This is a genomic window from Sphaerospermopsis sp. LEGE 00249, from assembly GCF_014299995.1.
GTDB classification, from domain to species: domain Bacteria; phylum Cyanobacteriota; class Cyanobacteriia; order Cyanobacteriales; family Nostocaceae; genus Sphaerospermopsis; species Sphaerospermopsis kisseleviana.
In genome coordinates, this window is sequence record NZ_JACJUZ010000001.1 from 1 (window position 1) to 16,313 (window position 16,313).

Here is a 16,313-nt window from a genome sequence, read left to right on the forward strand (position 1 = left end):
TTCTTGCTTTATGTTGTCCCTTCCCATCGTCGTCGGGGGATAGCTAAGGCATTAATGCAGCATATAGAAAACTGGGCAAAACAAAGGGGCGATCGCCAAATCGGACTCCAAGTATTTACCTCTAACACCCCCGCCCTCAACCTTTATCAAAATCTTGGTTATCAAACTCAATCCCTCTGGATGATAAAATTCATTAGGTGATTGGTGATTGGTGATTGGGGACTGGGGACTGGTGACTGGGGACTGGGGACTGGTGACTGGTGACTGGTGACTGGGGACTGGGGACTGGGAAGAAATATTTACCTCCTGCCTCCTGCCTCCTGCCTTCTGCCTCCTGCCTCCTATATAATTACTTTTAAAAAAAATATTATGTACGACGAAGACGATATAAACCTACTTGATAACGAAGCTGATTTAGAAAGCCCCCTAGACAAAATAGAACCTATTACCCCTGAATCAGAAATAGTTAAACCTGATCCAGAGGCAATGTTAGCACTCTTGGAAGATCCTCAATCCCAGCAACGAATGTTAGCCGCCCGTGCATTTTGTGATATTCAAGATGAACGAGCTATACCCCATTTAATTCGCTTATTAACCGATTCTTGTCCTTTGGTCAGAGTCAGCGCCTCCTATGCCTTGGGACGCAATCCCAGTCCTGATGCTGTTGAACCCTTAATTAATCAACTTAACCGCGACTTTAACGGTTACGTGCGAAAAGGTGTGGTTTGGGCTTTAGGTAACTGCCGCGATCGCCGTTCCTTAAACCCCCTCATAGATGCCCTCAAAACCGACATTTCCGCCGTCCGTCTCTGGTCTGCCAGCGCCCTTGCCCAAATGGCAACTCTGGGTTATGAAGTAGTTATTGGTGCAATACCTCCCTTAATTGAAGCCCTTGTTCAAGACCCCATACCCGCCATCCGTAGTAACTGCGCTTGGGCAATCGGTCAACTGTGTAAAGAATTACCTTCTAATGTAGTCTATGCTACAGCTATAGACGCATTAATTCAAGCCTTTGCTGAAGATAAAGATTTGGGTGTCAGAGAAGATGCCAAAGCTTCACTGCTGGGAGTTGGTGATCCCCGTGGTTTGCAATTAATCGAAACCCTAGAACAAGAAGGATGGTTTTAGGTAATTGATAATTGACAATTGATAATTGACAATTACTAGCCAATCACCAATCACCCAATTCCCAATCAATCTCAGGTTTACCCCAACCACTTAAAGCTGAATTAATAGCTGAAAAAGGTTTACTACCAAAAAAACCATTACGTGCAGAAAGGGGTGAAGGATGAGCAGATTTAATTACTAAATGTCGGCTAGTATCAATTAATTTCAGCTTCTTTTGTGCATAACCACCCCACAACACAAACACCACCGGATCGGATTTTTCATTAACCTTTTGAATCACTGCATCAGTGAAAATTTCCCACCCTTGATTTTTATGGGAATTTGGTGTGTGCGCCCTCACAGTTAACACCGCATTTAACATCAATATACCCTGTTTAGCCCAATTCACCAAATAACCATGATTGGGAATATCACACCCCACATCCGCTTTCAATTCTTTATAAATATTCATCAGTGATGGTGGTGGTTTAATCCCCGGTTTCACAGAAAAACATAAACCATGAGCTTGGTTTTCATCATGGTAAGGATCTTGTCCCAATAACAAAATATTTACCTCTTCATAAGAAGTTAATTCAAAAGCTGAAAAAACATCTTCTTCTGGTGGATAAATATTATAAGATTGTCTTTCCTCACTTAAAAACTCTTGCAGTTTATTAAAATAAGGTTTCTCTAATTCCTCTGCTAAAATTGATTGCCAAGAATTAGGCAATTTAACATTTTTCTCTATCAATTATCCTCACCTCATAATTCATACATAATGATAAAAACTCTTTCCAGTCAACAATCACCAATCATTTATTCTTCAGGACGTTCTATATCATCTTCCCCTAAATATTCACCATTTTGAATTTCTAGAATTACTAAAGGAATAGAACCAGGATTTTCTACCTTATGCAAAGTTGCAGCAGGTACATAAGTTGACTGGTTACTATTTAACAATATTTCCTCAACACCACAAGTTACTTTGGCCACACCAGAAACTACAACCCAATGTTCATGACGATGATAATGGATTTGTGGTTTAATACCGTGTCTAGGTTTAATTTCCACCCGACTAATTCGATAATTTTCCCCCTCTTCTATGACTTCTACATGACCCCAGTAACGTTCCCCTGAATGGGAAAAACATTTTTTAATATTGGACTTCATCTCATTCTCATGCTGACTCATAACTGATTTACTACCTGGTTTAATTGTTATACCTATACAATTTAGCTGTGTAACAGCTTATGAGAATGTAGTTCATTTACCTAAAAATCACCATTAAATTTATATTAAATATCGATATTTTCTAGATAGATAAAGTTTTATTATAGAACACAAATTGTGCAAATTATAGTGCTGACAAGTAATGGATTTATAATGGCGATCGCACAATTTACATTTTGCATAATCATACTTTCAGTAACTTCAATCTCTAGACAAACTGGCTCTAAATTATTAATTTATATCAAGTTAATAATTGTAGAGCTTAAATCTGATTGATTAAATTCAATTACTGATAATATCCGCAGGATTAACATAAATAACCTAACGAACTGTTAACCCTGAGTTGGCATTGATTACTTTCCTCTCACCGTACCGCAATAACCTTTCTATAGTTAACAACTGATTTTCCCATACTTTAACTCGATAGGGATTTTCCTTTGCTGTTGCACCCATCCAAATTTTAAATTGAGTTTGAAAACGAACGAGTTCTCCTCTAGCACTGATTAAATTACTAGCAGAAGGAAAAGCTGCCAGTTGATTGAGAGCATTTTGTAAACTTTTGGAATGTTGCTGAAAATTAGCCATTGTCGTCACTGAATTAGACAATTTTTCATCTTTTTCTCCTACAAACTGCCATTCTTGTTGTAAAGCAGCAAAGCGAAAAGCCGCAGTCCGAAATGGTTGACGCTGAGGAATAGGTTCAGTATATGAAAGTTTCATCTTACCTTGAGTATTACTAAATAATTCATCTAACTCATTGTTAAAATTCTCCGCTGCAAACAAAGCATAACCACTAACAGGTAAATCCCTCAAGAGTTGGATTTGATCAAACGCTCCCACCGTTGGCAAAGAAAGCAAACGAATACCTGGAACTAATAAAGTAGAACCTAATTTCTGAGAACTAATCCAAGGTTGGGCTAGTCGTTGAAAACGAGGAGTATCTAAAGCATAAGTCATCGGTACAATTAAATCTATATCGCCTCTTCTCGCCCAAACTTCCCAATGTTGTTGAATTTTTTGAACTCGTTCATATTCTGCCAAAGGAAACACAGCGACTGACAAAATTAAACTAGAGCGTTTTTGTCGCAACATCTGAGAAACTTCAGCCACAAAACTATTAACTTGTTCAGTACGGAATGCTGTCCATTTTTGCCACAGATCCCGCTGTCGAGGACTAATATTTACAGGATCTACACCAGTTTGTTGTTTAAATTTCTCCCTGGCGGCTTTACCATAACCATAAGTTCTCCCAGAAAAAGGATCTTGAAATGGATAGCGAATATAATCTAATTGTATGCCATCTACTTGATATTTAGTAACAATTTCTGCGTACAACTTTAATAAATATTCTCTCACTTCAGGATTAGCTGGATCTAAAAAAGGCTTTGTTTGTCCAACAGGAATCATCCGCCCACGTTGATCATAATTTGCCCAATCAGGATTAGTTGCTAAAACAGGACCTGGATAATCAGAACTAACACCAATAATTTGATTATGACGACTATTTCCAGCGGCAAAAGTCCACACCCAAGCGTGTAATTCCATTCCTCTGGCATGGGCTAATTTTACGGCTGATGCCAGGGGGTCCCAATCTTTAATTAGCGGATTTTGTTGTGGTGCAACTTCACTCGGATAAATAGTATAACTAGCGTTGACGGTTTCAAAAAATACGGTGTTAATTCCTGCTTTTGCCAAGCGATCAAAAATCTTTTTTAGTCCTTCTTCATTCCCTGCATTAACAATAGTTCCTCTATCTAACCAAACTGCGCGAACTTCTGGTTGAGCTAAATATTGATTAATCGGAAACTGCTGCCATAAATTTCTCTTAGCATTTAACCACTGTTGACGTGCTAAGGCATAGTTTTTTTGGGAAATTAACACGGGAATATTTTTGGCAACTTCCCTTGCTTGGGCTAAGGTTTCTTCTAAATTAGAGTTTGTTGTTTCTCTCGATGCTTTTGTATTTTCTCTCTTCAAAGCTGGGGAATTTTTTGTATTACCACTGCGAGCTAAAACAGATAAATGGGCGCTTTCTACACGACCAATTAAATTTTCTAACTCTTTTCGGAGAGCGATCGCATCTTTACTACCAATTGGCTGATTAGAATTAGGTATTATATCCAAGCGCACCGCTTCTTGCAGTTGATCAATCTCTTCTTGAAAATTTTGGGGTGTAACTCTGAGAATAGGTTTGCTTTGGGGTTTATTCTGCTGTACTGTTACTGTTCTTGGTTGCTTTGTCGGTTTACTTACATTGGGTTTTTGAGTAGGTTTTTTCTTAGCATTTACCGTTCTTGGTTGCTTGGTTGGTTTCTTTTGAGTAGGTTTTTGAGTAGGTTTTTGAATAGGTCTTTTCTTAGCATTTACCGTTCTTGGTTGCTTGGTTGGTTTCTTTTGAGTAGGTTTTTGATTGGGTTTTTGATTGGGTTTTATGCTAACTCTGCTAACATTTATCTGTGTTGGTTTATTTTCAGTTTGGCTGATATTTGTGCTACTAATGTCCGGTTTCTTTATGGTTGTTGTATTGACTGAAGATTGCGGACAATTTGCAGCATGATTTACCCCTTGTTGAGTAGATAATTTTAAATAACTATTGACTAAAGTTTTTAACCAAGCAGTATCTAACTGTGCGTTAGAATCTTGATCTTTTCCCCATCGCCAACCTAAAAAAGTCGAATTTTCAGTTGTTAATACTGCTGCTGGCTGATTTTGATAATTCCAAACCGCAGCAATTTGAGTTTGCGAATTTTCAGGAATCATCACCGCACCCCATACTTGACTAAAGAGTTCTTTTTGGTTTTTCCATTCCTGAATATTGTCTTTTGCTGGTCGCAATTCTTGAGCATCATTGAGGTTAAATCCCCAATAACCACCTAGCATATTTCTTAATGCTTGGCGCACTCCTGGAGTTGATAAATTACCCACAGGACCACTAGCAATTAAACGCCCTCCTTGGTTCATCCATTTCTTGAAAACCATTGCTTGTACTGGCGTTAATTTCTCTACATTTGGCAAAAACAAAACCTGTTGTTTACCTACATCTTCTAGATTGTTAATATTAGCTAGAGGAATTACACAATATTTTACACCTACAGCCTGTAAGCGTTTATTAATCCCTGTCCATTCTTCGCTATTTTCCTCGCTTTGAATTATGTTGAATACCCCTGTTTGTGTAGAAGCATTTACAGGTAGAATACCTCCAATGCTAAACATTAAAAAATTCAACTTTAAACAAAATAATCCCATGATGGGAAATGGGAATTTAAGATTTTTGTGGCTCTTATTCATTGCTAATAATTGGTGATGTACTACTGACAACTGATAACTGATAACTGTCTACTGACAACAAGTATTGATTAATTCCTCAACTCCCGCAACTGGGAATATGCTGATATTCAACTGACGCGATACTTCTTCTACTGTCATATCATCTAAAAATATTAACTCACCATGTTTGAGCATGACACTAGGTAATAAAATACCATCTCCTAAATCTTGCCCTTTTAAATGATACAGTAAATCATGTCCGGTTAATAATCCGGTAACACTGATATTTTGCCCCCAATAATCACTATATAAAGCACGCATTTTTACATCCAAACCTTCTACATTATTTAACTGTTTAACCAGTGGTTTAAATGCCGTTTCTACTGCATTACCTACCACCCAAGTTAATTTTTTTGCAGGAAAGATTTTTGCTGGTAATAATTCGTTAGCTGCATGGGCAAATTGTTTAATAAATAAGCGAATAGAACCCACACCATTATCTAGTTGTGGATATTCTTCATATTCCGCTTCACTTGGTAATTCTGCACCAGCAATTAAAAACCATTCATCCGCTAACCAAGCTACATTAGAACCATATTTTTGTTTAAATTCTTGGCACAGTAATTTCACTTGAGAAATTACTTCTTTGGCTTTTTCTCTTGTTACAGGTACGAGTTCATCTTCTTGAGGACGAAATCGCGTTAAACCAACAGGAACAACTGCTACTGATGCTACTGCTGGTATTTCTCCTGTATGAAATGATGTCAAATCTCTTAATGTTTTTTCTAGATGTTCACCATCATTTATTCCTGGACAAACTACTACTTGAGCATGAATTTGTAACCGTCTTTCTTGAAACCATTTGAGTTGTTGTAAAATTTGTCCTGCACGGGGATTTTTTAATAGTCTAGTTCTCACTTCTGGTTCTGTCGCATGAACAGAAACATATAAGGGAGATAATCGCATTTGTTCAATTCGTTGCCATTCTTTTTCTGGTAAATTCGTTAAGGTTAAATAAGAACCATATAAAAAACTCAACCGATAATCGTCATCTTTTAAATATAAGCTGGAACGTTTACCAGGTGGTTGTTGATCAATAAAGCAAAATGGACAACGGTTATTACATTGAATTAAATTATCAAATAAAGCCGTTGCAAATTCTAAACCTAAGTCTTCATCATAATCTTTTTCAATTTCAATTTGATGAGTTTTACCGTGAGCATCTAATACTTCAAGTTCTAAAAATTCATCTGCACACAAAAACTGATAATCAATTAAATCACGTGGTTTTGTACCATTAATGGCAACTATCGCATCACCAACTTCAAAACCAATTTCAGCGGCGATTGATTCAGGTAGCACCTTGGTAATTTTTGCAGGTTGAATGGTAGACATATATTAGGTAATTGGTAATTGGTAATTGGTAATTGGTAATTGGTAATTGGTGATTGGTGATTGGTAATTGGTGATTGGTGATTGGGAAAATACAAATAATTTCCCCCTGCTTATTTTATCCTTGCCAACCGTTGGCGATCGCTAATAAAATAGCACAACCAAAAGCTAATCTATACCAAACAAACACAAATGTATTTTTTGTTTGTAAGTACCTAATCAAAAATGCAATTGATAAATAAGAAAAAATAAAGGTGGAAACAATCCCTATAACTAATAATAAAACTATATTATCTGGTAATTGCCCTTCCTGAAACAACTGAAAAATTTTCAAACTTTTATATAAGGTAGCTATCGTCAAAGTAGGAAACCCTAATAAAAATGAAAACTTTGCTGCTGTATCACGTTCTAATCCTAAAAATAAGGCTGTAGTTAAGGTTGCACCAGAACGGGAAACCCCAGGAATTAAAGCTAGAGTTTGTCCTAATCCTACCAAAATACCATCCCGAATTTGTAAGGAATCAAAACCACGCTTGCGAGTTCCAACCTTTTCTGCCAAACCCAATAAAATCGCCATGATCACTGACATTATAGCAATGACTAATGCACTTTCAGGTAAAACATCTTTTAACAGAAAACCAAAAATTAATGCCGGCATTGTTCCTACAGCAATACCCACCAATATTTTCCATTCTTCTCGTTGCCAATCTTGATCTTGAAATGCGACAATTGCACCTGTAACAATACTAGAAATTTGTGACCAAAAATATAATAATATCGCTATCACACTACCAAATTGAATCGCATCTACAAAATCTTTAGCACCTAGTTCTTTCCAAGCAAATACTTTGGTGACTATTAACAAATGTGCTGTACTACTAATCGGTAAAAATTCTGTAATACCTTGCACAATACCTAAAATAAAAGCTTGCAACCATTCCGGGGTAACCTGTTTTGTATTTTCTGCTACGGCCAGCAAATGGGATGATAGTTGGGATGATAGTAAATATATACTACTTGCTTCTAAAATTGTTGTCATTAACCAGACTCCCAAAATGGATGCGTAATTTTAACAAATTATCCAACCTGATCCGCTATTGTCATCAGTTTTTCCGGGCAAGATTTTTTTGGTGACTGGTTACTGGTGACTGGGGACTGGTGACTGGGTAAAAACTAAATTCTTACTATATATTCCCAATTCCCTATTTCCTGAAATTTCCTGTATAATAAAAATGCCCCTGGGGGGGATTTTAGAGTGTGATATTGTAGAAAAGTAAAGTTTAGTAACAAATATTAAAAACTTTGATTAATAATACGTTGTCATCTTACACTACTGCGACTTCCTCGATTGAGACTGATTTGTATACCGCTGACACTAAGCCCAGAGGTATCCAAGAATTAGAGTCTACCCTTTCCTTGTCGCCTTCTCTACCAACGGCGATCGCAATTAACCAAATTTGGTTAGTATTTGCAGCGGCGGTGTTTTTGGTATCTGTACCAGTATTTATAGAAGCTCCGCTAGTGCGATCGCTACCTAGTCTGAGTTTAGTCATCACAGGATTTTGGATTTGGCTGAGTTTAAAATTAATGTCCCGACAGCAAACCTATCTGTGGGGCGATTTACTCTTAGGATTTAGCCTCAGTTGGTTAACAGGAGCGATTTACTGGGGTTGGTTACGTTGGGAACCCCTGTGGCACTTACCCATAGAATCAATCGGCCTACCCTTTGCGATATGGTGTTTGCAAAAAAACTGGGGTAAAGTCGGTAACTGGTTCTATCTGGGTTCTTTATTCGGCACAGTTTTAACAGATATATATTTTTACCTAGTAGATTTAATGCCTTTTTGGCGGCAGATTATGAGAACAGATGCCACGGGAGCTTCACAAATCTTAAAAAATGCTCTGGCACAAGTACAAACACCTTGGGGAGAAGGCTGGGCAATTATGTTAGCCTTAGCATTGTTAACAGTGGGGCTAGTATCTTTGGGTAACAAGCAACGGCATTGGTACGCCTTTGGTGGAGCAGTTTTGAGTACAATTTTAGTAGACAGTCTGTTTTTACTAGCTGCGATTCTGTCCTGAAATTCTTAACCACCTGAGAGCAAAAATTAGTAACAAGTTGGTAATAAGTTTGTAACAAATTTTTACAAAGTCAAATCCCAGAAAAAACACTAATGTGGTAATAGCGAGTAATACCCAAATTTTCAACTTCAATTACAGCTAAGTTGGGTAGTTCACTAAGCTGTATATTAGTTTTTGATGACTGCTGTGTGTTAATTCAGCTATTAGCTATTAACCAGAGCATGAAGTCAGAGGCAATCGGTAATCAATCAGCCTGAACTTCAGTAGGGTGAAATAATTACCTCATAACTCGCACTTATGCCCCTAGTTAACAGCTTGTAGTTGAAAGCTTTTATTTCTGTTGGATGGAAAGAGGTAGAAAAATCGTGAAAGGATTAGTACGTTTATTAACAGTTTTTAGTTTGTTGCTAGGCTGCTGGGGATTACTGGGAACAACCCAGATAGCCCAAGCTGCGAGTTTTAGCAACCTGGCTTTGCCTCAAGTCCAAGTTTTGGCAATTGCACGCCAAAACAAGGCAGATCAGAAGCTGGCAACAGAATTTGGTAAAAAAATTGATTTGAATAATACCAATATTGCCGCTTTTCAAAAATATCCAGGGCTTTATCCCACCTTGGCTAAAAAAATCATCAAGAATGCGCCTTACAAGAGTGTAGAGGATGTATTGAATCTGGAAGGATTGAGCGATCGCCAAAAAAATACCCTACAAGCTAACTTAGGCAACTTTACCGTCACAAAATACGAGCCTGAGTTTAACGAAGGTGATGATCGTATTAACAACGGTATCTACAGATAACCCTGATTGGTGATTGGTGATTGGTGATTGGTGATTGGTAAAAAGTTCATTACCCATTACCCATTACCTGTTACCCATTACCCATTACCTGTTACCCATTACCCACCTTCCCTAACCTTGTCTCGAATAGATATACCTAACCAATTTGATGTATTAGTAGTCGGCGCTGGTGCTGCTGGACTATATACAGCACTGTGTCTACCAAAATCCTTAAAAGTTGGCTTAATTACTAAAGAAACTGTTACCTTATCCGCCAGTGATTGGGCGCAAGGTGGTATTGCTGCTGCCGTATCCCCAGAAGATTCACCACAATTGCATATTGAAGACACCTTAAAAGCCGGTGCTGGTTTGTGTGATATCAAAGCAGTAGAATTTTTAGCCGAAAAAGCTCCTAGTTGTATTCAATCCTTAGTTAACTTGGGTGTAGCTTTTGACCGTCATGGAAACACCCTAGCTTTAACCTTAGAAGCTGCCCACTCCCGTCATCGGGTTCTCCACGCCGCCGACACCACAGGTAGGGAAGTAACCACTACCCTCACAGACCAAGTATTGCGTCGTCCAAATATCCAAGTGATTCAGCAAGCTTTAGCTTTATCCTTGTGGATAGAACCAGAAACAGGTCGCTGTCAGGGAATCAGCTTATTTTATCAAGGTCAGGTGACATGGGTAAAAGCTGGTGCTGTAGTTTTAGCCACTGGTGGAGGCGGTCAAGTATTTGCCCAAACTACTAACCCCGCTGTGAGTACAGGTGATGGTGTAGCTATAGCATGGCGGGCGGGCGCTATCATTCGTGATCCAGAATTTGTCCAATTTCATCCTACAGCTTTAACAAAACCAGGACGTTTTCTCATTAGTGAAGCGGTACGGGGTGAAGGAGCGCACCTAGTGGATAACGAAGGACGACGTTTTGCTTGTGATTATGATCCAGCAGGTGAACTTGCTCCGCGAGATGTGGTAAGTAGAGCTATTTTTAGTCATCTCCAACGTACCGCAGAGGATCTTGCTACTGCCCATGTTTGGTTAGATATGCGCCCTATCCCTGCTGAGAAAATTCGGCAACGGTTTCCTAATATTATTAAAGTTTGTCAGCATTGGGGGATTGATGTTTTTCATCAACCGATTCCTGTAGCTCCTGCTGCTCATTACTGGATGGGTGGTATTGTCGCAGATTTACAAAATCGCACTAATATTCCTGGTTTATATGCTGTGGGAGAAACTGCTAGTACGGGAGTTCATGGTGCTAATCGTTTAGCTAGTAATTCTCTGTTGGAATGTATTGTATTTGGAGCGCAGATGGCTGATTTACAGATGGAAGTACCGCCAGCAGAGGTTAAAGCCAAGGTTAAAGATTTGCACCCTAGTCCTTTGTTTTGTAATTTATCTGTCAGTGAGTGGGAAAATCAACAGGCACAGTTAGAAAATATCAGGAAGAAATTACCGCGTTTAGTCTGGCAAAGTGCTGGTATTTGTCGAGAACAATCAAGTTTAGAAAATGCGATCACTACCATTGAATCTTGGCAGCAGGATTTTACGAGTTTGCCTTTAAGTCAATTCTTGCAAAGTTTACAGCCTACAGCAACAGCCAGTTTTAACCTAGCAAATATTGACCAACAATTGCGACTTTGGGCAGAAACTCGTAATTTATTAGATGTAGCTTATTTAATTCTTAAAAGTGCTGCTTTTAGAACTGAAAGCCGGGGCGGACACTACCGCTTAGATTATCCCCAACCAAACCCTGATTGGCAAGTACACACGATGATCCAAAATCATCACTGGTGGAAATCTCAATCCATATCAGCAGCTTATCCACAGTCCAAAATCTAAAATCTAATTAGGGGTTGCTGAGAAAGTCTTTCCGTGAGGGCATAGGAGTCAGGAGTCGTAGGGGCGAAGCATTCGGAAAATAACCTGTGATCAAAATTGATAATTTATTGCCCGAATGCTAAGGAAAAATCGCTTTCATCGAACTCTTGAAACTGTTCCCTGTCTCCACGACAAGACTTTTTCAGCAAACCCTAACTAAGCTTAACGCTAGAGTTAGGGAAAAATTTCAGACGAATTATTGCGCTAGTTTACCGAAAATACTTAAAGTTTTGCGGTCCTGTATAACCAGTAATTTTGGCAAGTTCGTTTAAATTTTGTACACCACTATAGATTTGACCATTAATCACCCAAGAAGGGAAACCTTGAATTTTTGCAGCTTGACACAATGCTGGCTTACCTTTAGGACTGTCTGCTGCACACTCCACAGCTATATTATCGTCGATAATCTTATAAGCTTCTTTACCAAAGAGCAGCTTTTGTTCGTGGCAATGAGGACACCAATAAGCTACATATTCCTTAGCGCCTACTTTGACTAAATGTTCTGCTAAAGCAATTTCTGACTCTCCCGAAGTTGTAGTAATTTCCCAACCAAATGCAGGGTTAGGATTTTCCTTGGGAGCAAAGGACGAAATTCGCTGAGGACCATCCGCATCTCCTACAGTGCCATCGGCATTAATACCAGAATAAACACCCAAGGTGGCAATTAGCGTCACCATCCCGACAATAATAGCGGTAAAGAAGATTTGTCCGATATCTTCCCAATCACGTCCTAAAATCGTGAGGGTAAGCATACTCAAAGCAAACAAAGCCGAAGCGATGCAGTACCAACATAAAGCTTTGAGTTCAAATGCCAGGACATACATTAAATATGCACTAAATACAGTCATGGCGATCGCTCCCACCAACAGCAACCACCAAGTCAGCAATTCTATTTGTTTAGCGTTTTTGATCTTGTCTTTTTCCCCTGATTTTAATGCTAAGGGAGCTAAAGCCAATACGAACATACCCACGTATGCCAGCAAGCCAAACAAAGCTAAAGGTTGACCAAAAACAGTCCCCCAAGGGCTAGAAAGTACATCAGCACAACCTTTTACAGCTTCAGGAGTATTACAAAGAGGACTACCTCCGGTGAGCTTTTCAAAGGTGAGATAACCTGTATTCAGAATACCAAATCCGGCGATCGCCCCAATTAACGGACGCGACCATTTATGAATCCAAGGAGTAGAACGACGACGAATCATAATTGGTGATTGGTAATTGGTAATTGGTAATTGGTGATTGGTGATTGGTGATTGGTGATTGGGAAAATACAAATAATTTCCCCCTGCTCCATGCTCCCTGCTCACCTGCTTCTTCCCGGTCCCCAGTCCCCAGTCCCCAGTCCCCAGTCTCTAAGAATGTAACTTGACTGAGGAACTTGATTTAGTTTCACCTTTAGAATTCCAAGTGCGATGAGCAGCTTCCACAAATTGACTGACGCGAATTGGATCAATGGGTTGGGAAATTTGCCCGTGACGTTTTAAAGAACTGGAAACAATCACACCATCAGCAGCTTGCATTAGCGTACCCACATTTTCCCAATCAGCACCGCTACCGATAAAAACTGGTGTACCAGCAGCCGCACCACTAGCTAATTCTAGATCCTCTAAATTGGGAGGGCTACCAGTTGCCCAACCTGATAAAATTACCCCATCTGCTAAACCTCTTTCTATTGTGTCTTTCACAGCCACAGTCAGGTTAGGAGAACTTAAAGGACGGGCGTGTTTAACCAGCACATCAGCCAAAATTTTGACATCAGAACCTAATTCTCTACGATAGCGTAGTAATTCATGTGCCTCCCCTTCAATTAATCCTTGGTCAGTAGCCATTACCCCTGTGAGGACATTAACCCGGATAAATTGGGCTTTTACACAACTGGCGATCGCCATTGCACTTTTGCCATCATTTCTTAAAACATTTAAACCCACAGGTAAAGTTACTAAATTCTGTATCCGCTGTACTACCACCGTCATAGCACTGACAACAGCGGGATCAACTTGATTTTTAGTAAAAGGAGCATCAAAAAAATTTTCTACAATTAAGCCGTCTACCCCTCCACTGGCAAGGGCTGTAGCTTCTTGTTCAGCACGGTCAATTACCGCTTTCAGGCTACCTCCCCAACGGGCTGAGGTAGGTAAGGGTAGCAGATGAACTACGCCAATAATCGGTTTGCAAGTTTTGAATAGTTGATATAAGTCCACGTCTTTAATTTGAAGATGGCATTGTTCAGAGTTGAAAAATTAGTATTTAGCTATCAGTAATCAGTAATCAGCTAAATGATACCAATAACAAAGATTCAAAATTTTGAATTGGCTACAAATTACGCCAATACAAAAAAGCCAACTATTGCTCAAGTCCTGTCATTCTCTGTATTTCATCTCCAGACTGAAAGCTAAAAGCTGATAGCTGAAGGCTGATAGCTGATTGCTATACTGATATGCTTTGGCGTGTTATTCAGGATTTAATAAATCTCCTCATGCTGAAGATGTAAATTGTCGTTAAACCTTTCATAAGATATGTTAAGATAAAATATGGCTACAAGAGGAGTTTGCCACTCACAAGACGCAAGGCCGCTTCCCGTTGTTTAGGTTGATAGCTGTCAGCACATTACAGCACTAGCCTGAAGGTAGGGCAGCAATACTGCTTTATGGGCTTAGTCGCGTTAGCGATTTCCCGGAGGGTAGCGACTTCTCACCAACAGCCCTTTGGGCGGCTTCCCGATGGGTAAATTAACAACGCACACGCTGGGGTAATGTCAAATACCATTAAGCGAATCGTTAAAAAATATTAACAGTGTCTAAACTACCCAAAGACACCTAAATTTACCCTGGGAAACAAAATAACAAAGACATCATAGCATAACCACTATCATGAACCATGAATAGGGTTATATTTCAATGGGCATTTGCTGACAGTGGCGAATAGTCACTGTAAAATCCTAGTTATGGTGCGGGAAAAAGCACCTAGTTTAATGTTTGTAATGTTTGAAGAAAAGAGAAAAAAATTGAAGATTTTTTCAAAATATGGGTGACAAGCCAACGATTGCGATTTCACACCTGGGCTGCGAGAAAAACCGAATAGATACAGAACATATGTTAGGGCTGTTGGTAGAAGCAGGTTATGGTGTAGATTCAAATGAAGAGTTAGCAGATTATGTAATAGTAAATACCTGTAGTTTTATCGAAGCTGCCAGGGAAGAATCGGTAAGAACCTTAGTAGAACTGGCAGAAGCCAATAAAAAAGTAGTAATTACTGGTTGCATGGCGCAACACTTTCAAGAACAATTATTGGAAGAGTTGCCAGAAGCAGTAGCGGTAGTTGGCACAGGAGATTATCACAAAATAGTCAATGTGATTGAGCGAGTAGAACAGGGAGAGCGAGTTAAACAAATTAGCTCCGAACCCACCTACATAGCTGATGAAACCACACCACGCTACAGGACAACAACCGAAGGAGTAGCATACCTGAGAGTTGCCGAAGGATGTGATTATCGTTGTGCATTTTGTATAATTCCTCATTTGAGAGGAAACCAGCGATCGCGTACAATTGAATCAATAGTAGCCGAAGCAGAGCAGCTGGCAGCGCAAGGGGTACAAGAGATAATTCTCATTTCCCAAATCACCACTAACTATGGATTAGATATTTACGGTAAACCAAAGTTAGCGGAACTCATTCGTGCCTTGGGGAAAGTAGATATACCCTGGGTGAGGATGCACTATGCTTATCCTACGGGACTAAGCCCAGATGTAATTGCGGCAATTCAAGAAACATCTAATTTCCTACCTTATCTAGATTTGCCGTTACAGCATTCTCATCCAGAGATACTTCGCGCCATGAATCGTCCTTGGCAGGGTAGAGTCAATGACGGAATTATTGAGCGCATCAAAACCGCCTTACCATCAGCAGTGCTGCGAACGACATTGATAGTTGGTTTTCCTGGAGAGACAGAGGAACATTTTCAGCATTTACTAGAGTTTACAGAACGACATGAATTTGATCATGTTGGTGTGTTCACCTTTTCTCCAGAAGAAGGAACACCAGCTTATAACCTACCCAATCAATTACCACAAGAATTGATGGTAGAACGACGCGATCAAATCATGGCATTACAACAACCTATTTCTCTCCGTAAAAATCAGGAGGAAGTCGGGAAAATAGTTGATGTCCTGATTGAGCAAGAAAACCCCGGAAGTGGAGAGTTAATTGGCCGTTCCGCCAGATTTTCCCCAGAAGTTGATGGTCAAGTCTATGTTACAGGCGAAGCCAGACTAGGAACAATCGTACCAGTCAAAATCACCAGTGCTGATGCCTACGACCTCTATGGTGAGGTGGTGAATGGTGATCGGTGACTAGGAACTGGGGACTGGGTAAGAAGCAGAGGAAAATTATTTGTATTTTTCCCAATCACCAATCACCAATCACCAATTACCCATTACCCATTACCTAACTTACAAAATATACCAATTCTCTAAAATTCGGCGACTGATTAAAGTCCTCAAACCCAGATTCGGTCGGACTGCCATAATTATAAATTATGAATTACGTATCCCTAACCGGACCGAAGGAAATATTACGAAT

At 39.5% G+C, this 16,313-nt stretch carries 13 protein-coding genes; 6 read left to right on the forward strand and 7 right to left on the reverse strand.

Annotated features, from left to right (window positions below; all coding sequences use genetic code 11):
- Together H5968_RS00005 and H5968_RS00010 are read left to right on the forward strand one after the other, a co-directional pair.
- A partial coding sequence (locus tag H5968_RS00005; RefSeq protein ID WP_187038288.1) for an N-acetyltransferase occupies positions 1 to 201 on the forward strand: 201 nt, incomplete at its 5' end.
- Between the two features lie 168 nt (positions 202 to 369).
- Positions 370 to 1,128, forward strand: a complete 759-nt coding sequence (locus H5968_RS00010; protein ID WP_187038289.1) for a HEAT repeat domain-containing protein — start codon at positions 370 to 372, stop codon at positions 1,126 to 1,128.
- Between the two features lie 43 nt (positions 1,129 to 1,171).
- Here H5968_RS00010 and H5968_RS00015 read toward each other — a convergent pair whose 3' ends face one another.
- The 5 genes from H5968_RS00015 to H5968_RS00035 form a co-directional block, all read right to left on the reverse strand.
- The gene (locus H5968_RS00015) at positions 1,172 to 1,837 is read right to left on the reverse strand and encodes a uracil-DNA glycosylase (protein WP_255426992.1); all 666 of its coding nucleotides are present in this window, start codon (positions 1,835 to 1,837) and stop codon (positions 1,172 to 1,174) included.
- 86 nt (positions 1,838 to 1,923) lie between these two features.
- On the reverse strand, positions 1,924 to 2,298 hold the full coding sequence (locus H5968_RS00020; RefSeq protein WP_187038291.1) for a phosphomannose isomerase type II C-terminal cupin domain: 375 nt from the start codon (positions 2,296 to 2,298) through the stop codon (positions 1,924 to 1,926).
- 360 nt (positions 2,299 to 2,658) lie between these two features.
- A complete protein-coding gene (locus H5968_RS00025; protein WP_370569732.1) occupies positions 2,659 to 5,550 on the reverse strand; it encodes a family 10 glycosylhydrolase in 2,892 nt (963 codons plus the stop codon).
- A gap of 123 nt (positions 5,551 to 5,673) precedes the next feature.
- Positions 5,674 to 6,999, reverse strand: a complete 1,326-nt coding sequence (locus H5968_RS00030; RefSeq protein ID WP_187038292.1) for a TIGR03279 family radical SAM protein — start codon at positions 6,997 to 6,999, stop codon at positions 5,674 to 5,676.
- Positions 7,000 to 7,114: 115 nt separating this feature from the next.
- On the reverse strand, positions 7,115 to 8,035 hold the full coding sequence (locus H5968_RS00035; RefSeq protein WP_187038293.1) for an undecaprenyl-diphosphate phosphatase: 921 nt from the start codon (positions 8,033 to 8,035) through the stop codon (positions 7,115 to 7,117).
- A gap of 263 nt (positions 8,036 to 8,298) precedes the next feature.
- On the opposite strand from H5968_RS00035, the gene H5968_RS00040 reads away from it, so the two are divergent.
- The 3 genes from H5968_RS00040 to nadB all read left to right on the forward strand — a co-directional run bounded on the left by H5968_RS00040 (position 8,299) and on the right by nadB (position 11,696).
- Complete coding sequence (locus H5968_RS00040) at positions 8,299 to 9,078, forward strand: DUF3120 domain-containing protein (RefSeq protein ID WP_187038294.1); 780 nt, start codon at positions 8,299 to 8,301, stop codon at positions 9,076 to 9,078.
- 365 nt (positions 9,079 to 9,443) lie between these two features.
- Complete coding sequence (gene psbU, locus H5968_RS00045; RefSeq protein ID WP_096572667.1) at positions 9,444 to 9,872, forward strand: photosystem II complex extrinsic protein PsbU; 429 nt, start codon at positions 9,444 to 9,446, stop codon at positions 9,870 to 9,872.
- A gap of 117 nt (positions 9,873 to 9,989) precedes the next feature.
- The gene (nadB, locus tag H5968_RS00050; protein ID WP_187038439.1) at positions 9,990 to 11,696 is read left to right on the forward strand and encodes an L-aspartate oxidase; all 1,707 of its coding nucleotides are present in this window, start codon (positions 9,990 to 9,992) and stop codon (positions 11,694 to 11,696) included.
- Positions 11,697 to 11,944: 248 nt separating this feature from the next.
- On the opposite strand, the gene H5968_RS00055 is transcribed toward nadB, so the two are convergent.
- Both H5968_RS00055 and btpA read right to left on the reverse strand, forming a co-directional pair.
- Positions 11,945 to 12,937: a vitamin K epoxide reductase family protein gene (locus H5968_RS00055; protein WP_187038440.1), complete on the reverse strand. Its 993-nt coding sequence runs from the start codon at positions 12,935 to 12,937 to the stop codon at positions 11,945 to 11,947.
- A gap of 150 nt (positions 12,938 to 13,087) precedes the next feature.
- Positions 13,088 to 13,936: a photosystem I biogenesis protein BtpA gene (btpA, locus tag H5968_RS00060; protein WP_096567886.1), complete on the reverse strand. Its 849-nt coding sequence runs from the start codon at positions 13,934 to 13,936 to the stop codon at positions 13,088 to 13,090.
- 822 nt (positions 13,937 to 14,758) lie between these two features.
- On the opposite strand from btpA, the gene rimO reads away from it, so the two are divergent.
- Positions 14,759 to 16,084 carry a 30S ribosomal protein S12 methylthiotransferase RimO gene (rimO, locus tag H5968_RS00065; RefSeq protein ID WP_187038296.1) on the forward strand — a complete coding sequence of 442 codons (1,326 nt, stop codon included), beginning with the start codon at positions 14,759 to 14,761 and terminating at the stop codon, positions 16,082 to 16,084.
- Positions 16,085 to 16,313: the final 229 nt, after the last annotated feature.

What these genes read in the sequence shown, in the direction of transcription:
- H5968_RS00010 (WP_187038289.1), top strand. Translation starts at nt 370, where the DNA reads ATGTACGACGAAGACGATATAAACCTACTTGATAACGAAGCTGATTTA.
- H5968_RS00025 (WP_370569732.1), bottom strand. Translation starts at nt 5,550, where the DNA reads ATGTTTAGCATTGGAGGTATTCTACCTGTAAATGCTTCTACACAAACA.
- rimO (WP_187038296.1), top strand. Translation starts at nt 14,759, where the DNA reads ATGGGTGACAAGCCAACGATTGCGATTTCACACCTGGGCTGCGAGAAA.
- H5968_RS00030 (WP_187038292.1), bottom strand. Translation starts at nt 6,999, where the DNA reads ATGTCTACCATTCAACCTGCAAAAATTACCAAGGTGCTACCTGAATCA.
- H5968_RS00055 (WP_187038440.1), bottom strand. Translation starts at nt 12,937, where the DNA reads ATGATTCGTCGTCGTTCTACTCCTTGGATTCATAAATGGTCGCGTCCG.
- H5968_RS00020 (WP_187038291.1), bottom strand. Translation starts at nt 2,298, where the DNA reads ATGAGTCAGCATGAGAATGAGATGAAGTCCAATATTAAAAAATGTTTT.
- H5968_RS00035 (WP_187038293.1), bottom strand. Translation starts at nt 8,035, where the DNA reads ATGACAACAATTTTAGAAGCAAGTAGTATATATTTACTATCATCCCAA.